The organism is Polynucleobacter sp. AP-Jannik-300A-C4 (assembly GCF_018688335.1).
Lineage (GTDB): Bacteria > Pseudomonadota > Gammaproteobacteria > Burkholderiales > Burkholderiaceae > Polynucleobacter.
This window is the reverse complement of sequence record NZ_CP061316.1, coordinates 133,826-153,285: the sequence shown is the minus strand read 5'-3', so window position 1 is coordinate 153,285 and position 19,460 is coordinate 133,826. Positions and strand designations below refer to the sequence as shown.

Below are 19,460 nucleotides of genomic sequence, written 5' to 3'. Positions count from 1 at the left end.
TTTGGCTTACCTTAATTTCAGGCTGGAGAGGCCAATGAGGACTAATAAAATAGTGATGATCCAGAAGCGAACTACCACTTGTGTTTCGCGCCAGCCACCCAATTCAAAATGGTGATGCAGTGGGGCCATCCTAAAAATGCGACGGCCTTCGCCAAAACGCTTCTTGGTAAATTTGAACCAAAACACTTGCAGCATTACTGACAGTGTTTCTGCCACAAAGATTCCGCCCATAACAAAGAGCACGATTTCTTGGCGAACAATAACGGCAATAGTTCCAAGTGCGCCACCCAAAGCAAGTGCGCCAACATCACCCATAAATACTTGAGCAGGATGTGTGTTGTACCAAAGGAATGCTAACCCCGCACCACCCATGGCACCACAGAAGATCATGAGCTCACCTGCACCAGGAATATAGGGGAATAACAAATACTTTGCGTAAATTGCATTACCCATTACATAAGCAAAAGCGCCTAGAGCGGCACCAACTAATATCACCGGCATGATAACTAGGCCATCAAGACCATCAGTTAAGTTCACAGCGTTACTACTGCCAACAATTACTAAGTAACTCAAAATGATGAATCCCATCACACCCAAGGGATAGCTCACTTCTTTCATAAAGGGAATCAGTAAGTTCGATTTAGCTGGCAGATCTAAAGCAAATCCACTTTTAAGCCAATCGAAGAATAGTTGTAACACTTTGAAATTATTCACTTCCGATACAGAGAAGGCTAAATAAATAGCGGCGAATAATCCGATCAAAGTCTGCCAAAAGAATTTTTCTCTTGAAGCCATTCCCTTAGGATCTTTACGTGCAACCTTACGGTAATCGTCAACCCAGCCTACCAAGCCAAATCCGAAAGTCACAATCATCACAATCCATATAAAGCGATTGCTCAGATCAGCCCACAGCATGCAGGAAATAAAAATACCCAAAAGAATCAATACACCACCCATGGTTGGTGTGCCTGATTTCACTAAATGGGTTTGTGGACCATCTGTACGAACTGCTTGACCCATCTTTAATGCAGTCAACTTCCGAATGACCCACGGGCCAGCTGCCAACCCAATTAGCAAAGCTGTCACCGTTGCCATCACCGCCCTAAAGGTGATGTAGTTAAAGACTCGGAAAAATCCAAAATCATCCTGCAACCATTGCGCCAATATTAAGAGCATGTTTTAGCCCCCTCTAATAAGGCCTGCACTACCCGCTCCATACGCATAAAACGCGATCCCTTAACCAAAATATCTAAATGCATTTGCTTGCTCGATTCGTGGTCTGCTAGTGCCAAATTGAGCTCTTCGAGCAAGCGATCCAAGGTTGTGAAGTGAGTGGCCCTGCTTGTAGCCAAGGCCTTCTCTGATTCGTTAAATCCCTGAACAGTAAATTTGCACTGTTCTCCTAAGGCGAATAACTTACTAATGCCCTGCTCAGCAGCATAGGCGCCGACTTCTTCATGAAACGCAGGACCTTGATCACCTACCTCACCCATATCGCCCAGCACTAACCAAGAAATATTTCCAGACTGTTTGAGTGCATCAATAGCAGCTCTAACCGAATCCGGGTTGGCGTTGTAACTATCATCGATCAAAGTGCGCCCAACACTTAAAGGCTTTGACTGCATGCGTCCATTTACTGGAACAAAAGATTCCAGACCAGCTTTTATCTGCTCCAAACTTAAGCCAGCACCCAATGCGACTGCGCTTGCCGCTAATGCATTGCGAACATTGTGGCTTCCTAATGTATTCAGTTGAACCTCAAACTTGCCAAGATCAGTTGAAATCTCAATTCGCCCGCTGGCCAATAACTTACCAACTACAGAGGCTTTAGTTGAAGCAGAATCTGTAGACAAAGCAAAATCAATCACCTTACGTCCTGCGGCAGCTTGATACCAAACTTTAGAAAATTCAGAATCAGCCGGAAATACTGCGACTCCGTCCGCAGGAAGTGAGCGCAAGGCAGTTGCATGTTCTTGTGCAACAGCTTCTACGGTTGCCATAAATTCTTGATGCTCGCGCTGAGCATTATTAATCAGCCCAATATTGGCTTGAGCAATGACAGCTAACTCTGCTGTTTCGCCGGGATGGTTCATGCCTAACTCAATTACTGCCAAACGATCAGTCGAACGCATGCGTAACAAAGTTAAAGGCAGTCCAATATCGTTATTGAAATTACCTTTAGTAACTAGAGTGCATTTCTCACCAACAGCAGCTTTAAAGATGGAGGCAATCATTTCTTTTACAGTGGTCTTACCATTGGATCCTGTTACTAAAGCCACCGGAATAGAGAACTGTGCACGCCATGCCTTTGCTAGCTCACCCAAAGATTGTTTAACATCCTTGACACAAACTGCCGCTAAATTTTCTGGGCATGCTGCTTTATCACTAATGAGCGCCCCACTTGCTCCTGCTGTGGCCACATCCCCCAAGAAATGATGTGCATCAAAACGTTCGCCCGACAAGGCAATAAATAATTCACCAGGCCGAACCTGGCGACTATCACTACCCACATGATCAATAGAGATCGATGATGCAGACTGGCCATTAGCATGAATCAACTGACTGCCTGGCAACATAGCATGTACCTGAGCAAGCGTGGTCATTGGGGTAGCAACCAAAGTAGTCATAAACCACCCCCTGCTGCTAAACGAATATGCTCTTGATCAGAAAAATCAAATTTCTTGCCATTGATTTCTTGAGTGGACTCATGCCCCTTGCCTGCAACCAAAACAATATCTTTTATATCAGCATGCCGAACTGCAGCCATGATGGCAGCAGCTCTATCAGGCAGTACTTGCACATTTGCCAAGTTGCCAGTCATGCCAGATTGAATCATGGCAATAATGGATTCTGGATCTTCAGATCTTGGGTTATCACTTGTAATCACAATGTGATCAGCAAACTCCTGAGCAATCTTACCCATTTGCGAACGCTTACCTAAATCTCGATCACCACCACAACCAAAGACACACCAAACTTTTCCATCGCGTTGATTTGCAATAGGGCGCAAGGCATTCAATACTTTAGTGAGAGCATCTGGTGTATGTGCATAATCCACAACTACCAAGGGGCCCTCAGTTCTTTGAGTTTTGTGCACACGAATCAATTCCATTCGGCCTGGAACAGAACTTAATTTGCACATACGCTTTGAGGCCTCGGTTGGATTCAAGCCTTGAGCCAATAGAACTGTCCAAACCGCAAGACAATTACTGAGATTGAATTCACCCAATACTGCAAGCTGAACAGTGTTCGAGCTGGAGATATCACAGCTAAATTCAGATTCATAACCCGTAGTTGTAAATACCGTATTTTTTGCGTAGTTCCGTTTCAGACGATCGCCAAATTTTTCAAATCCAGAAAATGCATTACTGCTTAATGCATAACCCCACACCCTTGGTCCATCTGCAGCGAGAAGCTTGATTGCTAATTCTCGACCAAAAGGATCATCAAAATTAATAATGGCATTTTCAAGCTGGGACAGTTGGAACAGCTTTGCCTTGGCCTCAGCGTACTCGCCCATCGTGCCGTGATAATCCAAGTGATCTTGAGTCAAATTAGTAAATACGGCAGCACGTACATCCAAACCAGCAACCCGACCCTGATCGAGTGCATGAGAAGAAATCTCTATCGCCACCTGCTGCGCACCTGCATCAAGCAATTCTTTTAATTCAGTTTGTAATCTCGGAGCATCAGGCGTGGTGTAACCAGTCTGAACTAATGCTCCCGGAAATCCGGTGCCTAAGGTACCTAATACTGCTGTTCGATGACTTGACTCATCCAAAGCTTGTGCGACCCACTGGGTAACACTAGTTTTTCCATTGGTGCCGGTAACGCCGATAACATTCAGCTGCTTACTGGGGTAACCGTACCACTCTGCACACAGCTCTCCGGCCAAGCTGGATAAATTATCAATAGCAAAACATTCTGAGCGATCTAGGCATTCATTAGCAACACCATCTACGGGGTCAAATACAACTGCCGCAGCGCCATTGGCCAAGGCAGCAGCAATGTAATCACGACCATCCCGCAAAGCATTCCCATGACCAACAGGATATGCAAAGAAGATATCGCCAGATTCAACTTGACGACTATCTGCAGTGACTTTCGCATGCATAGATGTGAGATCGCGTAAATGCGAGATCAAGAGATGGGGTTCAATATTGACCATTGTCATCATCTCTTTAAAACCATTGCATTTGTTTTGACTGCAGCACTTTGAGTATCTACATTATTTTTATCCAGCAGCATTGCCTGATTCATATTGCTATCAGGAGCTACATTGAGCGTGCGCAAAGTCTCACTCACAATAGTAGAAAATACTGGTGCGGCAACATCACCGCCATAGTGACTACCACCAGTTGGCTCATCAATCATCACGGCAACCACAATGCGTGGCGCACTAATTGGTGCCAGACCAGCAAAGTAAGCGCGGTATTTATTACCGTAGCCCTTACCCACTAATTTATGAGCTGTACCTGTTTTTCCACCAACCCGATAACCTTCGGCCTGGGCTTTAATGGCAGTGCCCCCAGGCTCTGTAACTGACTCCAGCATGCTGCGCATCTCGAGCGCTGTCTTAGCGGAAATAATATGAGTACCAGATTTGAACCCTGGGCTGCGCTCAATCGTGAGTGGGACTAATTCGCCGTCACGAGCAAAGATGGTGTAGGCGCGAGCCACCTGAAAGAGTGAACCTGAAATACCATAACCAAATGCAATTCGAGCCTGATCGGTAGGCATCCATTTTTTATAGGGGTGTACCGTACCGGCTACTGCACCCGGAAAGCCAATTTTTGGAGCCTGACCCAAACCAACAGATGTATAAAAATTCCACATCTCTTCAGCAGTTAAATCATTCATCGCAATTTTAGCCGTACCAATATTGCTTGATTTTTGAATGATTTGAGATACCGTCAAATTTCCATAAGGATGGGTATCCGTAATCGGCTTGGGACCAACCAAATATTTTGCACCAATCACCATATTGGTATTCGGAGAAATGGCGCCTTTTTCCAAAGCAATTGCCACAGTCAATGGCTTAATTGTTGAACCAGGCTCAAACGTGTCAGTTAAAACACGATTGCGCAGTTGCTCACCAGTTAATCTCTTGCGATCGTTGGGGTTATAGCTTGGATAATTCGCTAATGCCAAGATCTCCCCAGTTTGGGTATCTAACACTACTGCACCACCAGCACTTGCACGATGCTGCTCGACCGCACTCTTGACAGCGTTATAAGCCAAAAACTGAATCTTGCTATCAATCGAGAGTTGCAAATCCTTACCGTTTTGAGGTAACTGCAAAATCGTAACCTCTTCGACAACACGACCGAGACGATCTACAACTACTCGACGTGCGCCTGCATGTCCAGCCAAATCTTTTTCTCTCGAGAGTTCCATACCCTCTTGGCCACGATCTTCCACATTAGTAAAGCCAACTACGTGCGCCATCGCCTCACCCTCTGGATAAAAGCGACGGTACTCATTATTTAAGCCAATGCCTGGGATTTCTAATTGCCTAATTTTTTGCGCCACTTCTGGATCTACTTGGCGCTTTAAGAAAATTTGCTTACGATCTTCTTTTAACTTTTTACGTAAATCTGATTCGCTGATCTGCAATAGTCTTGCTAACTTTTGCACTTTATCTGCAGCCAAGTCATCCGGTACAGTGTCGTTATAGGCGATCACTGATTTTGCCTCTAAGCTCGTAGCAATCACTTGACCATTGCGATCCAATATTTTTCCGCGGGAAGCAGGTAGCTCCAACTCACGTTGTGTACCGCGCACACCCTTCGCTTCATAGAATGCATTCCCTGGGCCCTGAATCCAGAACGCACGAATCAGCAGCAGCATGAACACAAAAAAAAGTATGAACAGCATGAGGCGCGACCGCCACATAGGCAGACGCAACACTAAATTCGGCGTAGTAGAGAAGCCTACCGTCCTCATCTAGTCTCCTTCAGATACAAAGTACGCTCTGGAGATATAGGAACCATCCGCAACTGATTACGAGCAACATCTCGTATCCGCGCAGACTTCGATAAGTTCCGCTGCTCGTACTCTAGACGTAGCCAGTCTTGATTTAGCTTACGCTCTTCAATTTGCGCACGGTCTAAAGCGATAAATAATTTACGCGCACGCTGCTGGGCTGCGACCAGCGATAGGGCGCAGACTAACAATAAAACGAGTAATGTTAGCGTGGCTCGATTCAAGCGAATGCTCCTATGCGCTTTTCAGCAACACGCATGATGGCCGAACGAGCACGAGGGTTCTCTCGAATCTCCTCATCACTAGGTTTAACGCGCCCAATAATCTCTAAGGCGCTTTGTGGCAAATCTCGATCGCGGACAGGTAACCCGCGAGGTACTTCAATCTTTGCATGAGACTGCAGAAATTGCTTCACGATACGATCTTCGAGCGAATGAAAACTAATCACTGCCAAACGTGCGCCAGGCTTCAACAAACTTAACGCCGCTTTTAATCCAAGCTCTAGATCTTCTAATTCACGGTTAATAAAAATACGGAGCGCTTGAAAAGTTCGAGTGGCTGGATCTTGACCTACTTCTCTTGTACGAACTACGCTGGCTACTAAGCTTGCTAATTGCAAGGTTGTTTTTGGGGGCAAGCCTTCTTCTCGCTTTGCCACAATAGCTTTAGCGATCTGAAATGCAAAACGTTCCTCACCATAAGTCTTAATCACGCGCGTGATGTCCTCTTGTGATGCTTGCTCCAACCATTCCGCTGCCGTCAAACCTTGATCCGTATTCATGCGCATATCGAGTGGACCATCCTTGCGAAAGGAAAAGCCGCGATGCGCTTCGTCCACCTGTGGAGAGCTGATACCCAGGTCTAACAAAATACCGTCGACAGATTCTGACTCCGCGTATTGATCCATCTGCGCAAAACTGTCGTGCACAATTCTCAAGCGAGAGTCGTTGATTTTTTCCGCGACCGCGATCGCATCTAAATCTTTGTCGAAAGAAATCATTCGCGCGCCTTGAGGCAATTGCGAGAGTAGCGCTTGCGTGTGACCACCGCGCCCAAATGTTCCATCGATCAGGAGCAGGTTTTGTGAAGCCTCGGGAGAGTTGATGCGTGGACCACTGATCAGCGCCGTCACCGCCTCGGCCAGTAATACTGGGCGATGAGTTATGTTCATGGCACCCTGTCATCAAAAATTAAATTGCTTCAGGGCTTCAGGCATACCTTGTGCAATGGCAGCCTGTTCTTTTGTAGCGTAAGTAGCGGCGTCCCACAACTCTAGATGACTACCCATGCCGAGTAGCATCACTTCCTTTTCAATACCAGCAGCTGATCGCAGCTCTGGGCTCACCAGAATTCTTCCAGCGCTGTCCAAATCAACTTCTGCAGCATTGCCAAGGAAGATTCGACGCCACCAATGGGCATCCATGGGTAATTGCGCGACACGTGAACGGAAAGTATCCCACTCGGGACGGGGGAATAACAATAGACATCCATCCGGGTGTTTTGTGAGCGTGATACGACCCTCACCTTGAACTAACAAGGCGTCACGATGCTTTGCCGGCACAGACATGCGACCTTTTGCATCTAAATTGAGAGCTGAAGCACCCTGAAACACCATTTACCCCACTTTTTCACACTTCCTCCCACTTTAGAGGATCGCAATAAGAGGGTCAAGTGTTTTTGGGTAATTTTTTAGGAAATTTCCTAGTGATTACAAACACTTAGCGTTATGTGTTAATAAAATGGTGCTTATAAAATTACTACTTGAAACAAGGGCTTGGAAAATATACTTAAGAATAGGTCTTAGCTATTTAAGCTAATAATAGATAAATATACTGTATTAATAAACAGTGTTCTTAATAAAAATATGCGAAATGATTAATTTATGATTAGATTTTGTAAGCAGTGCTTGTCATAACTTTGGACATCGCCTGCATTAGCTTCTGAATCGGCTCCGGCAAGACTGCTCCACCCGCTGAAATTGCAGCCTGTCCATGCTCAATTTCATCAATACGCATTTGATCAACTATGGCACGAGAACGCTCATCTTCTGCGGGTAATTTTTGGAGGTGACTCTCCAGATGATTTTCAACCTGCTTTTCGGTTTCAGCAACAAATCCCAAACTCCACTTATCACCTGCTAAGCCAGCAGCCAAGCCGATTGCAAAGGATCCTGCATACCAAATTGGATTGAGATAACTCGTGTGCGAACCCAACTCTTGAAGACGCGTTTCGCACCAAGCTAAATGATCCATTTCCTCTTGGCCAGAATGATCCAGCATCTGTCGAATTTCAGGGTTGCGAGCTACTAATTTTTGAGATTGATACAGGGCTTGGGCGCAAACCTCACCCACATGATTTACACGCATCAATCCAGCGGCATGCTCCCGATCTTTTGTGTCCAATAAAGCGGTAGATTGCTTATCTGAACCCGGGGTTAGACGATGGGCATGGGCGCCCCCCACTACCGAGCGTAAGGCTGTATCAAACTCAATAATGAAGCGATCAATTAGGGTCATGAGAGGGATTTAAAGCTAGACCAGAACCTCTGCTTTACAGCTTTGCTTGGTCTTTAAACCTAGCTCGGCCAACAGTTCACGGTCTTGCTCTGCCTCGGGATTACCGGTAGTAAGTAGTTGCTCACCATAGAAAATAGAATTCGCACCAGCTTGGAAGCACATGGCCTGAACTGCCCTGCCGAGCTCTTGGCGACCGGCTGACAAACGCACGCGTGCACGCGGCATAGTGATACGGGCCACCGCAATGGTTCTCACAAACTCCAATGGATCCAAAGGCTTTTGATCTGCTAACGGGGTTCCTGCTACAGGAACCAGATGATTGATCGGAACTGATTCTGGATATGGGCTTAAATTGGCCAAGCGTGCCAAGAAAGCTGCACGCTGTTCACGAGATTCACCCATGCCCACAATGCCGCCGCAGCACACTGACATGCCTGCAGCACGTACATTAGAAATCGTATCTAAACGGTCTTGGTACCCACGGGTAGAAATGACTGAGCGATAGAAGTCCTCGCTGGTATCCAAATTGTGGTTGTAGAAGTCTAGACCTGCCTCCTGAAGGGCTTGAGCCTGATTGGCTTCCAACATCCCCAGTGTCGCGCAGGTTTCTAAGCCCAAGGCTTTGACACCCTTAATCATGGCGGTGACTTTTTCAATATCACGGTCTTTAGGCTCTCGCCAAGCAGCGCCCATACAGAAACGATTCGATCCAGCAGCTTTAGCAGCCTTAGCGGCATCCAAAACCTCATCCAGATCCATCAACTTATTGGCTTTGACGTCGGTGTCATAACGAGCTGCCTGTGGGCAATAGCCACAATCCTCAGGGCAGCCACCAGTCTTGATTGACAAGAGAGTAGCTAATTCCACATCACCATCAGGGAAGTTAGCACGATGGGTTTCTTGTGCCCTGAACATTAACTCACTAAAAGGTAGGGCAAATAAAGCCTCAATCTGGGCCACTGACCAAGCACCCGAAGCATCGACCTCCTTATGCAAATCCTTTTGAGACTTGACTTGGGTAAGGGGTTTTTCAGTAGTTTGGGTGGCCTGCATGGTCGAATTCCAGAAAATAGATCAATTCAAGGCATAAACATAACAGATACAGGCCTAAATTAGGAAAAACTAGTGGTCAAATACCAAACATGAAGCTTATTTCTGATCCCATTCAAAGCTCTCTGGTTGAGCGCAGCCTAGATGCCGTATGGCATCCCTGCACTCAGATGAAACATCACGAATCATTGCCATTAATTGCCATTACTAAGGGTAAGGGCGCTTGGCTCTTTGATGATCAGGGAAATGCATTACTCGATTGCATTAGCTCATGGTGGACCAATCTGTTTGGGCACTCCAATCCACGTATTAACCAAGCCATTACGAGTCAACTGGAGAAAATTGAGCATGTCATGCTCGCCGGCTTCACCCATCCGCCTGTAGTTGCTCTTTCCGAGAAATTGTCTGCTTTAACTCAAGGTCACTTGGGTCATGTATTTTTTGCATCTGATGGCGCCTCAGCAGTAGAGATCGCCTTAAAGATGAGTCATCACTACTGGCGACTGAATAATCAGCCTCAAAAGAAAAAATTTGTCTGCCTTGAGAATGGTTACCATGGAGAAACTTTAGGCGCCCTTGCGGTAACAGATGTTGCAATCTTTCGCGAAGCATACGGCTCACTTTTACAAGATGTTTTCACTGCTCCATCACCAGATGCGCGCAAAGCAAAGCTTGGTGAAAGTGCTGAGGATGTCGCTTGGTCAGCTGCCAAAAAATTAGAAGAGTTACTAGAAGTAGAGCATCAGAATATTGCCGCCATCATTGTGGAGCCACTCATTCAGTGTGCCGGGCAGATGGCGATGCACTCTCCAGAATATTTACGCTTAGTGCGATCACTCTGTGATCGTTACAACATTCATCTGATCGCCGATGAGATCGCGGTAGGTTGCGGTCGATCTGGAAAGTTTTTTGCTTGTGAGCACGCAGGAATTTGGCCAGACTTCTTAACGCTGTCAAAAGGTATCAGTGGGGGCTATCTTCCACTATCACTTTCCATGACGACTGATAAGATTTATCGTGCGTTCTATGGTGATCAAATGCAACAGGGTTTCTTGCACTCACACTCCTACACAGGCAATCCATTGGCATGCGCTGCAGCACTTGCGTGTCTAGAGATTTTTGAAACTGATTCTGTTCTTGAAAAAAATCTTGAGCGTAGTAAAGATCTTGCCAAAGCATTTGCCTGGGCAAAAGTTGATCCTCGTATTGAACATTGGCGCCAGCAGGGAATGATCTTAGCCTTTGATATCAAATCCGACTCCCTAAAAAATTCAACTGCGTTTTCACGAGAGATGTTTTCAGCCAGCATGGCGCAAGGCATCCTCATTAGACCGATTGGTAATACGATTTATGTCATGCCGCCGTACATCCTCACTACCGAGGAGGCGATGCAAATGGGTGCTTCTGTGCAACGCGCTCTAAACCAGGTGCTAGCATGAGTAAACTATTTACAGCTCGCAATATGGCAGATCACCAGATTGCTGACTTAGATAAGCAATTGCTGAGACGCAAACTGCGCACAACCGAGTCACCCTGTGACACGAGAGCTCGCGTTGGTCAGCGAGAACTGAAAGCATTTTGTAGCAATGACTATTTGGGACTAGCAAATCATCCTGAATTGGTTTCTGCACTTGCAGAAGGCGCAAAACTATACGGGGTTGGTAGCGGCGCATCGCATTTAATTAGCGGCCATAGCATTGCACACGAGTTGCTTGAAAAAAAATTAACCGCCTGTGAAAGTAAACATATCCCTAATGCGAGAGCGCTCTTCTTCAGTACCGGATATCTTGCAAACATCAACGCCATTACTGGAATTTCTAGGCTTGCTGAGCAGGGTCAGGCCAGCATTTACTCAGCGAAACTCAATCATGCTTCCTTGATCGATGGTGTTCGTTTGGCTAGCGCACAAACCAAAGCTCAGGTCACTTTGTTTGACCACCAAAATCTCGATTCGCTAGAGGAATCTTTAAAGCAAGATGTCCACCCACTCAAATTGATTGTGGTCGATGGTGTCTTCAGTATGGATGGGGATATTGCACCCGTAGAAAAACTACTGCATATTGCCGAACAATACGATGCACTCTTAATGATCGATGATGCTCATGGATTTGGCGTGCTCGGCGAACAAGGCCATGGTATTTTGGAGCAAGCGGGCGTGCATTCAGAACGGATTATTTATGTCGGCACACTTGGCAAAGCAGCCGGTGTGAGTGGTGCTTTTATTTGTGCAGCTGAACCGTTTATTGAGTGGCTCATCCAAAAGGGACGCCCTTATATCTACAGCACGGCTACACCACCGGCAATTGCTCACACTTTACTCAGCAGCCTTGAATTGATCGAAGGTGATGAAGGCATTGCGCGTCGTAAACAACTCAATAAGTTGATTCAGATTTGGAATGAGGAAATGACCTTCTCACGATGGGAAAAAACTCCTTCTTCTACCCCTATTCAGCCAGTGATTTTAGGAAGTAATGCCAACGCATTAGCGGCAGCCAAACTCTTAGATGAAGCAGGTTATTGGATCCCTGCAATCCGTCCACCCACCGTCCCAGTTGGTAGCTCTCGATTGCGTATTACCTTTTCCGCAAACCACAGCGCTGATGACTTACGTGAGCTGATTAAGACATTGAAGTCTATTGAGAAAAACGTAGAGAGTAATTCATGACGATCAATGCCTCTACTGGCTTTTTTATAACGGGCACCGATACTGAGATTGGCAAAACTTTAGTTGCCGGCGCACTCATTCTGAAACTGAGAGAAACAGGTATCAGCGCAGTCGGCTTTAAACCTGTCGTTGCCGGAACTTATGTGAATGCTAGCGGTCAAAAATTCAACGAGGACTTAGAGACTTTACGTATTGCTTCAGGATTAAATGCTCAAGAACAAAGCCTTTCTCCTTACATTCTCGATCAAGCGGCAGCGCCCCATCTTGTTGCCAAAGCAAATGATATCTACCTAGATTCCACCATTATCTTGGGTGACCTGCATTCACTAAATCAAAAATTTGAGGCGGTTGTTGTTGAGGGAGCGGGTGGATTTTTAGTTCCCTTAAATGAACAGGAAGATTTGGGGGATCTCGCTCAAGCAATGGATTTACCTGTCATCCTCGTTGTAGGTATGCGTTTAGGCTGCATTAATCACGCCCTACTGACTTGTGAAGCAATTCAGTCTCGTCAGTTAACAATTGCCGGCTGGGTAGCGAATACGCTTTCAGAGGAGATGCCTCTTCTGGAAGAAAATATTCAAACGCTAAAAGACCGGATTTTTGCACCATTTTTAGGTGTTATTCCCACCCTTCTTCAGCAGCTTCAGAAACCGGAAAATGCCCCCTACTCCATAGAGTCATTACGATTTGCTGCGGAGCATATAAAACTTCCCGAGTAAATTCAGATAAGATGAAGCTATGCGATTACTTCCAGAAATCATCGATTCCGCATCAGCTATCCAAGAAATTCGTCGCAATATTCATGCGCATCCAGAATTACGCTTTGAAGAAAACCGCACATCTGATCTTGTAGCTGAAGCACTTTCGAGTTGGGGAATCACGGTTTATCGTGGCCTTGGCAAAACGGGGGTGGTTGGCAAGCTTGATGGTGACTTAGGTCAAGGCAAGATGATTGGTTTGCGTGCCGACATGGATGCACTGCCATTACAAGAACACAACACCTTTGAACACACTTCAAAGAATCCCGGCAAGATGCATGCCTGTGGGCATGATGGTCATACAGCAATGCTCTTAGGTGCTGCTCAATATCTGTCCAATCATCGCGAATTCAAAGGCACAGTCATTTTCATTTTTCAGCCAGCAGAAGAAGGTGGTGCTGGTGCGCAAGAAATGATTAACGATGGGCTCTTCAAGCAATTTCCTTGTGATGCTGTTTTTGGTCTACACAACTGGCCAGGGCTTGCTGAAGGGCATTTTGGCGTGACCTCTGGCCCCATGATGGCTTCCAGCAACTCTTTTGAAATCATCGTTCGCGGCAAAGGTGGTCACGCTGCCTTGCCGCATAACAGTGCTGATCCAGTACTTGCAGGCGCTCAAGTTGTACAAGCATTACAAAGCATCATTACACGCAATAAACGTCCTGTGGATGCAGCGGTGTTATCAGTTACGCAGTTTCATGCGGGCGAGACGAGCAACGTCATTCCGGATAGTGCATTTATCGGCGGAACCGTTCGCACATTCACCATCGAAGTGCTAGATTTAATTGAGCAACGTTTACGAGAAATTTCTCATAACGTAGCAAGTGCATTTGACTGCCAAGCAGAAATCAGTTTTGCTCGAAACTACCCTCCGCTCATTAACCATGATAAGGAAGTTGAATTTGCCAGTGAAGTGATGAGCGAATTAGTTGGTGCACAAAACGTCAATACCTCAATCGACCCCACGATGGGCGCAGAGGACTTTGCATTTATGCTGCTGGAGAAACCAGGTTGCTATGTATTCCTAGGCAATGGTGATGGTGATCACCGAGCAGTAGGTCACGGTATGGGCCCATGCCATCTTCACAACCCTTCTTATGACTTCAATGACGCACTGATTCCAGTGGGCGTCAGCTACTGGGTCAAGCTAGCTCAACGCTACTTAGAAAAATAATTCAGCCTAGCAGTATATTTTTTTACGAGTTCGTAAATTTTGCTGGACGCTTTTCTATAAAAGCTGCCATACCTTCTTTTTGATCGTTTGTTGCAAAGCAAGAGTGGAATAAACGACGTTCAAAATGAATGCCTTCTGAGAGCGTAGTTTCATAAGCAGTATTAATTGCTTCTTTCACCATCATTGCAGTCAGTAATGGCATGTCCGCAATCGTCTTGGCAATTGCTTTGACTTCTTTTAGGAAATCCGCTTGAGGAAAAATGCGAGCAACTAGGCCGGAGCGCTCAGCCTCAGTAGCGTCCATCATGCGACCCGTCAATGCTAAGTCCATTGCTTTTGCTTTTGAAACAGCGCGTGGCAAACGTTGTGTGCCACCTGCGCCAGGAATAATTCCCAACTTCACTTCTGGTTGTGCAAACTTAGCGCTCTCAGCAGCCATGATGGTGTCGCACATCATGGCCAACTCACATCCGCCTCCAAGGGCATAGCCAGATACCGCTGCAATCACTGGCTTACGTACTTTTCTAATCTCTTCCCAATTACGAGAGATAAAGTCACCGCGATAGACGTCGGCAAATCCATATTTCGCCATCGTCGCAATATCCGCACCAGCAGCAAATGCCTTTTCACTACCAGTCACAATGATGCAGCCAATATTGTCATCCGCATCAAAACTCAATAGCGCTGCACCTAATTCATCCATTAACTCATCGTTCAAAGCATTTAATACTTGCGGGCGATTGAGGGTAATGATGGCAACCTTGCCATCCACTTCAGTCAATATGGTGTTGTAAGTCATCGATCTCTTTCAAAAATGATTTGTTTAGCGCGGCAACAATAACCACATCTTGCCATCTTGCTTCATACGTCCAGCTAATTCACCTGCAGCATCCCCTGATCCCCAATAGTAATCTGCTCGCACCCCGCCTACAATGGCTTTACCTGTATCTTGCGCCATCACTAATTTTTGTAAGGTTTGACTACTCAAAGGTCTAGTCGTACTCAAAAATACCGGGGCGCCCAAAGGCATCGCTTTCAAATCAATAGCAATGCTGCGCTCTGCTGTTAAAGGCACACCCAATGCGCCATTAGGACCCAGATCAGCACTAACATTACCTTGCAACTCTTTAAAGAATACAAAGCGAGGATTGGCATTGAGCATCTCCTCTACTTGGCCTGGATTACGTTTAGCCCACGCACTAATGCCCTGCATAGTAGCCTGACTGCGATTAATTTCTTTACGGTCTAGCAACCACTGCGCAAAAGACTTAAAGGGCTGGTCATTGGTACCGGCATAACCAAGTCGCAATACGCGCCCATCTTCTAAACGAATTTTTCCGGAGCCTTGGATTTGCATAAATGCAGCGGCGACAGGATCCTGTACCCAGGCTATTTCAGAACCCTTCAGCACTCCAGAACTCATCAGCTCTGCACGCGCTGGTGCAGGATTTGGCTTAGAACCTCTCCAAGCCTTTGGAAGACCGTATAAGGGAACGGTATAAGTAGCAGTTCGAGTCTGCGAGCCATTCATAACGGGCTCGTAATAACCCGTTATCAATCCAGAATCTTTGCCAGTGGCGTTATTACGCACTTCGTATACTTGAAAATTCCCCTCGAAATATTGGCGAATAGCACGTCCATCTCGCCCTGAAACATTATTAGCTTGGGCGCAAACCTGGCGCCAATTAATCTCACTACCGCGCTTACGCAAGCCATCACAACTCTTGAGCCAAGCCGGCCAAGCCTGCGTTAAATCATCCCCTTGCCAACCAGGCAAGTCTTGCCACGAAGCAGATTGAAAGCTAGCGATCGGAGAGTTGTAAGGAGATGGGGCGTTTCCACTGGAGCGATAACCAGATCCACGAGTCGAAGGTATAGAGCAAGCAGTCAATAAGCTGACGATGCTGATAACGAATACACTGCAAATAAGAATGCGTGAAGTAGTGTTGCGACTAATTAATCTGGATATAGAAATCATGATTGCCAATTTACTCGATGAATACCCCATGATCTTGTTTGCTGTGGAGGGGGGCATTGCTCTAGCTCTCCTGCTCTTTATTGTCCTTTGGACAGGTAAGGGCAAAAAATAGTGTTTTTTGAGAGCCTAGTGCAAGGTTCTCGGCATCACTAGGGCAAATTCGGGGATGGGGGCCTGGAAAAACTGAGCCTCCTCGGTCACACAGAAGTACTCTCCGCGCATCGTGCCGGCCGGGGTCGGTAAAGTTGCCCAGCTGGTGTATTCAAACTGCTCACCCGCCCGCAGAAGTGGCTGTTGCCCTACAACCCCCAGGCCACGCACCTCCTGAACATCATTATCCCCATCAGTAATGAACCAATGGCGGGCAATGAGCTGAATACTTGCCGTACCGGTATTGCGAATAGTAACGGTATACGCGAACGCAAACTGGCGGTTATCGGGGTCAGACTGGTCGGGCAAATACTGGGTTTTGACCGTAATGCTGATTTCGCGAGGATTCATGCTCGAATTCTGCTCCATCCTAAGGCCAACTGCAAGCTAGAATCTAGGGATGGATAGCCAGAAATCACCTTCAAATAGCCAGTTTGTCATCGCACCCTCCATTTTGTCGGCTGACTTTGCTTGCCTGGGCAAAGAAGTACAAGATGTTCTCTTGGCTGGAGCAGACTGGATTCACTTTGATGTGATGGACAACCATTACGTTCCAAACCTCACTATTGGACCTTTGGTTTGCGAGGCAATTCGTCCACACGCCACAAAAAATGGCAAACCAGCCATGATCGACGTTCACTTAATGGTTGAACCTGTCGACCGCCTCATTCCTGATTTTGCAAAAGCTGGGGCAAACCTCATTAGCTTTCACCCAGAGGCGAGCCCTCATGTGGATCGCACTATTAATTTAATTCGTGACCAAGGATGCCAGGCAGGGCTAGTGTTAAATCCTGCAACACCACTGCATCACTTAGATCACACCCTAGAACTACTCGATCTCGTTTTGCTAATGTCTGTGAATCCAGGCTTTGGTGGGCAGTCATTTATTCCAAGTACTCTGAATAAGATTGCTCAAGTTCGTGCACGACTAGATCGCTATCAAGAAGAGACTGGTCGACACATTCGCTTAGAGGTAGATGGCGGCATTAAAGTCGATAACATTGCAGAAGTAGCTAAGGCTGGTGCAGATACTTTTGTTGCTGGCTCCGCAATCTTTGGCAAAGAAAATTATGCTGACGTAATTAAAGCGATGCGCGCAGAACTAGCGATGTCAGGAAAATCGTAATGCAGCACGAAGAATTTTTAGCCCTAGCAAAACAGGGTTTCAATCGCATTCCATTGGTCAAAGAAGTTTTAGCTGACCTAGAGACTCCGCTCTCACTATACGTCAAACTCACTCAAGCATTTGGACAAAAGAATACTTACCTACTTGAGTCTGTTTTAGGTGGCGAGCGCTTTGGTCGCTTCTCTTTCATTGGCCTGCCCGCTAAAACTGTTTTAAGAACGGTTGGCACACCAACGGCACCACTGACTGAAGTTTTATTCAATGACAAAGTCATTGAAACCAATCACGACAATCCACTCGACTTTGTTGATGCTTATTTCAAGCGCTTCAAGGTGGCGGTTCAACCTGGGCTCCCACGCTTCTGTGGCGGGCTTGCAGGCTACTTTGGTTATGACACAGTTCGCTATATTGAATCTCGCTTAGCAAAACACAAGTTGCCAGATGAATTGGGTGTGCCAGATATCCAATTAATGTTGACTGAAGAGTTGGCAGTGATTGATAACGTTGCAGGTCGTATTTATTTAATTGTCTACGCAGACACCAGCGACACAGATAGCTTTGAAAAGGCTCAAGCTCGATTAAAAGAATTGCTTGCTTGCTTAAGCAAACCTGTAAGCATGCCTGCTTCATTGCCGAGCACCAAAACAGAGTTGATCCGTAAGTTCAAGGCAGCTGATTTTGAAAATGCTGTTCTCAAAACCAAAGAATATATTTTGGCTGGCGATTGCATGCAGGTAGTGATTGGCCAGCGCATTAGCAAGCCATTCACAGATTCACCGCTCGCCCTCTACCGAGCACTTCGCTCCCTGAATCCATCGCCGTATATGTACTTCTATGACTTTGGTGATTTGCAGGTAGTGGGCTCATCACCAGAGATCTTGGTTCGTCAAGAGCAGCGCGAGAGTCAGAAGATTGTGACAATTCGCCCTCTAGCGGGCACACGCCCTCGTGGCGCAACACCCGAAGAAGATGAGCGTCTTGCTACAGAATTACTTGCCGATCCAAAAGAAATTGCCGAACATGTCATGTTGATTGACCTAGCTCGCAATGATGTGGGTCGCATCGCAAAGACAGGCACTGTCAAAGTGACTGATTCGATGTCAATCGAAAAATATTCCCATGTCCAACACATAGTCAGCTCAGTTGAAGGTGAATTACTAGACAATATGAGCAATATGGATGTTCTACGCGCAACCTTCCCTGCCGGTACCTTATCGGGCGCCCCAAAGATTCGGGCGATGGAAATTATTGATGAGATGGAAATTGTGAAACGCGGTGTTTACGGAGGTGCAGTTGGCTATCTTTCCTTCTCTGGCGATATGGATGTGGCCATCGCTATTCGTACTGGCGTGATTCGTGATGGTGTATTGCACTCCCAAGCTGGTGCTGGTGTAGTAGCAGACTCCGACCCCACCGCCGAGTGGAAAGAAACTGAAGCTAAGGCACGTGCAGTGTTAATGGCAGCTGATTTAGTACAAGGAGGACTCGATGCTCCTCATGATTGATAACTACGATTCATTCACCTATAACCTGGTTCAGTATTTTGCAGAACTAGGTGAAGAGGTAAAGGTTTTCCGTAATGACGAAATTTTGGTTGATGAGATTGCCAAAATCAGTCCCGCACGTATTTGTATTTCACCAGGACCTTGTAGTCCGGCAGAAGCAGGGATTTCAGTGGCTACGATTCAACGCTATGCCGGACAAATTCCAATTCTGGGAGTATGTCTAGGCCACCAAGCAATAGGTGAAGCATTCGGCGGCAAGATTATTCGCGCCCAAAAAGTAATGCATGGCAAAACAGATGATATTCACCATACTGGTGTTGGCGTTTTCAAAGACTTACCAAATCCATTTAAGGTGACGCGTTATCACTCTTTGGCCATTGAAAAGAGTTCGTTGCCAGCAGCACTCGAAGTGACTGCCACATCTTCCGATGGCGAAATCATGGGTGTACGCCATAAAGAGCTCGCAGTAGAAGGCGTGCAATTTCATCCTGAGTCCACTCTTTCTGAGCATGGCCATGCACTGCTCAAGAATTTTCTCCAAGCAAAATAACCA

General features: G+C 46.4%; 19 protein-coding genes. 7 read left to right on the top strand and 12 right to left on the bottom strand.

The genetic code is table 11. From position 1 onward, the window contains the following. Window positions 1-6: 6 nt before the first annotated feature. From mraY to bioB, 9 genes are all read right to left on the bottom strand, one after another. Window positions 7-1,176, bottom strand: a complete 1,170-nt coding sequence (gene mraY / locus FD975_RS00875; protein WP_215302422.1) for a phospho-N-acetylmuramoyl-pentapeptide-transferase — start codon at window positions 1,174-1,176, stop codon at window positions 7-9. Then, on the bottom strand, window positions 1,167-2,627 hold the full coding sequence (gene murF / locus FD975_RS00870) for a UDP-N-acetylmuramoyl-tripeptide--D-alanyl-D-alanine ligase (protein ID WP_251371208.1): 1,461 nt from the start codon (window positions 2,625-2,627) through the stop codon (window positions 1,167-1,169). Before murF ends, mraY begins: the two co-directional genes overlap by 10 nt. Further along, window positions 2,624-4,177, bottom strand: a complete 1,554-nt coding sequence (locus tag FD975_RS00865; RefSeq protein ID WP_215302421.1) for a UDP-N-acetylmuramoyl-L-alanyl-D-glutamate--2,6-diaminopimelate ligase — start codon at window positions 4,175-4,177, stop codon at window positions 2,624-2,626. Before FD975_RS00865 ends, murF begins: the two co-directional genes overlap by 4 nt. Continuing rightward, the gene (locus FD975_RS00860) at window positions 4,174-5,946 is read right to left on the bottom strand and encodes a penicillin-binding protein 2 (RefSeq protein ID WP_215302420.1); all 1,773 of its coding nucleotides are present in this window, start codon (window positions 5,944-5,946) and stop codon (window positions 4,174-4,176) included. The genes FD975_RS00865 and FD975_RS00860 overlap by 4 nt, the downstream gene beginning before the upstream one ends. Next, window positions 5,943-6,209, bottom strand: a complete 267-nt coding sequence (gene ftsL, locus FD975_RS00855) for a cell division protein FtsL (protein WP_215302419.1) — start codon at window positions 6,207-6,209, stop codon at window positions 5,943-5,945. The genes FD975_RS00860 and ftsL overlap by 4 nt, the downstream gene beginning before the upstream one ends. Then, window positions 6,206-7,156, bottom strand: coding sequence for a 16S rRNA (cytosine(1402)-N(4))-methyltransferase RsmH (rsmH, locus tag FD975_RS00850; RefSeq protein ID WP_215302418.1), 951 nt, complete (start codon window positions 7,154-7,156; stop codon window positions 6,206-6,208). Before rsmH ends, ftsL begins: the two co-directional genes overlap by 4 nt. Before the next feature lie 12 nt (window positions 7,157-7,168). Continuing rightward, a complete protein-coding gene (gene mraZ, locus FD975_RS00845; protein ID WP_215303707.1) occupies window positions 7,169-7,597 on the bottom strand; it encodes a division/cell wall cluster transcriptional repressor MraZ in 429 nt (142 codons plus the stop codon). 274 nt (window positions 7,598-7,871) lie between these two features. After that, window positions 7,872-8,501, bottom strand: coding sequence for a 2-polyprenyl-3-methyl-6-methoxy-1,4-benzoquinone monooxygenase (gene coq7 / locus FD975_RS00840; RefSeq protein WP_215302417.1), 630 nt, complete (start codon window positions 8,499-8,501; stop codon window positions 7,872-7,874). Window positions 8,502-8,516: 15 nt separating this feature from the next. Next, complete coding sequence (gene bioB / locus FD975_RS00835) at window positions 8,517-9,554, bottom strand: biotin synthase BioB (protein ID WP_215302416.1); 1,038 nt, start codon at window positions 9,552-9,554, stop codon at window positions 8,517-8,519. Window positions 9,555-9,643: 89 nt separating this feature from the next. On the opposite strand from bioB, the gene bioA reads away from it, so the two are divergent. Genes bioA through FD975_RS00815 form a run of 4 tightly spaced genes read left to right on the top strand, consistent with a single transcriptional unit; the run spans window position 9,644 to window position 14,148 of the window. Further along, a complete protein-coding gene (gene bioA, locus FD975_RS00830) occupies window positions 9,644-10,990 on the top strand; it encodes an adenosylmethionine--8-amino-7-oxononanoate transaminase (RefSeq protein ID WP_215302415.1) in 1,347 nt (448 codons plus the stop codon). Beyond that, window positions 10,987-12,216, top strand: a complete 1,230-nt coding sequence (locus FD975_RS00825; protein ID WP_215302414.1) for an 8-amino-7-oxononanoate synthase — start codon at window positions 10,987-10,989, stop codon at window positions 12,214-12,216. The genes bioA and FD975_RS00825 overlap by 4 nt, the downstream gene beginning before the upstream one ends. Further along, window positions 12,213-12,935 (top strand): dethiobiotin synthase, encoded by a 723-nt coding sequence (bioD, locus tag FD975_RS00820; protein WP_251371207.1) that lies wholly within the window; start codon window positions 12,213-12,215, stop codon window positions 12,933-12,935. The genes FD975_RS00825 and bioD overlap by 4 nt, the downstream gene beginning before the upstream one ends. Before the next feature lie 19 nt (window positions 12,936-12,954). After that, window positions 12,955-14,148: a M20 aminoacylase family protein gene (locus FD975_RS00815; RefSeq protein ID WP_215302413.1), complete on the top strand. Its 1,194-nt coding sequence runs from the start codon at window positions 12,955-12,957 to the stop codon at window positions 14,146-14,148. Window positions 14,149-14,170: 22 nt separating this feature from the next. Here the strand turns inward: FD975_RS00815 and FD975_RS00810 are convergent, their stop codons facing one another. From FD975_RS00810 to apaG, 3 genes are all read right to left on the bottom strand, one after another. Further along, window positions 14,171-14,947, bottom strand: coding sequence for an enoyl-CoA hydratase (locus tag FD975_RS00810; RefSeq protein ID WP_215302412.1), 777 nt, complete (start codon window positions 14,945-14,947; stop codon window positions 14,171-14,173). A gap of 24 nt (window positions 14,948-14,971) precedes the next feature. After that, window positions 14,972-16,183, bottom strand: coding sequence for a murein transglycosylase A (locus FD975_RS00805; protein ID WP_371743383.1), 1,212 nt, complete (start codon window positions 16,181-16,183; stop codon window positions 14,972-14,974). A gap of 69 nt (window positions 16,184-16,252) precedes the next feature. After that, the gene (gene apaG, locus FD975_RS00800) at window positions 16,253-16,627 is read right to left on the bottom strand and encodes a Co2+/Mg2+ efflux protein ApaG (RefSeq protein ID WP_215302411.1); all 375 of its coding nucleotides are present in this window, start codon (window positions 16,625-16,627) and stop codon (window positions 16,253-16,255) included. Between the two features lie 49 nt (window positions 16,628-16,676). Between apaG and rpe the strand changes: the two genes are divergently transcribed. The 3 genes from rpe to FD975_RS00785 are packed head-to-tail and all read left to right on the top strand — an operon-like array spanning window position 16,677 to window position 19,457. Further along, complete coding sequence (gene rpe / locus FD975_RS00795; RefSeq protein WP_215302410.1) at window positions 16,677-17,402, top strand: ribulose-phosphate 3-epimerase; 726 nt, start codon at window positions 16,677-16,679, stop codon at window positions 17,400-17,402. After that, a complete protein-coding gene (gene trpE, locus FD975_RS00790) occupies window positions 17,402-18,907 on the top strand; it encodes an anthranilate synthase component I (protein ID WP_215302409.1) in 1,506 nt (501 codons plus the stop codon). The genes rpe and trpE overlap by 1 nt, the downstream gene beginning before the upstream one ends. Continuing rightward, complete coding sequence (locus FD975_RS00785; protein ID WP_215302408.1) at window positions 18,891-19,457, top strand: aminodeoxychorismate/anthranilate synthase component II; 567 nt, start codon at window positions 18,891-18,893, stop codon at window positions 19,455-19,457. The genes trpE and FD975_RS00785 overlap by 17 nt, the downstream gene beginning before the upstream one ends. Window positions 19,458-19,460 lie beyond the last annotated feature (3 nt).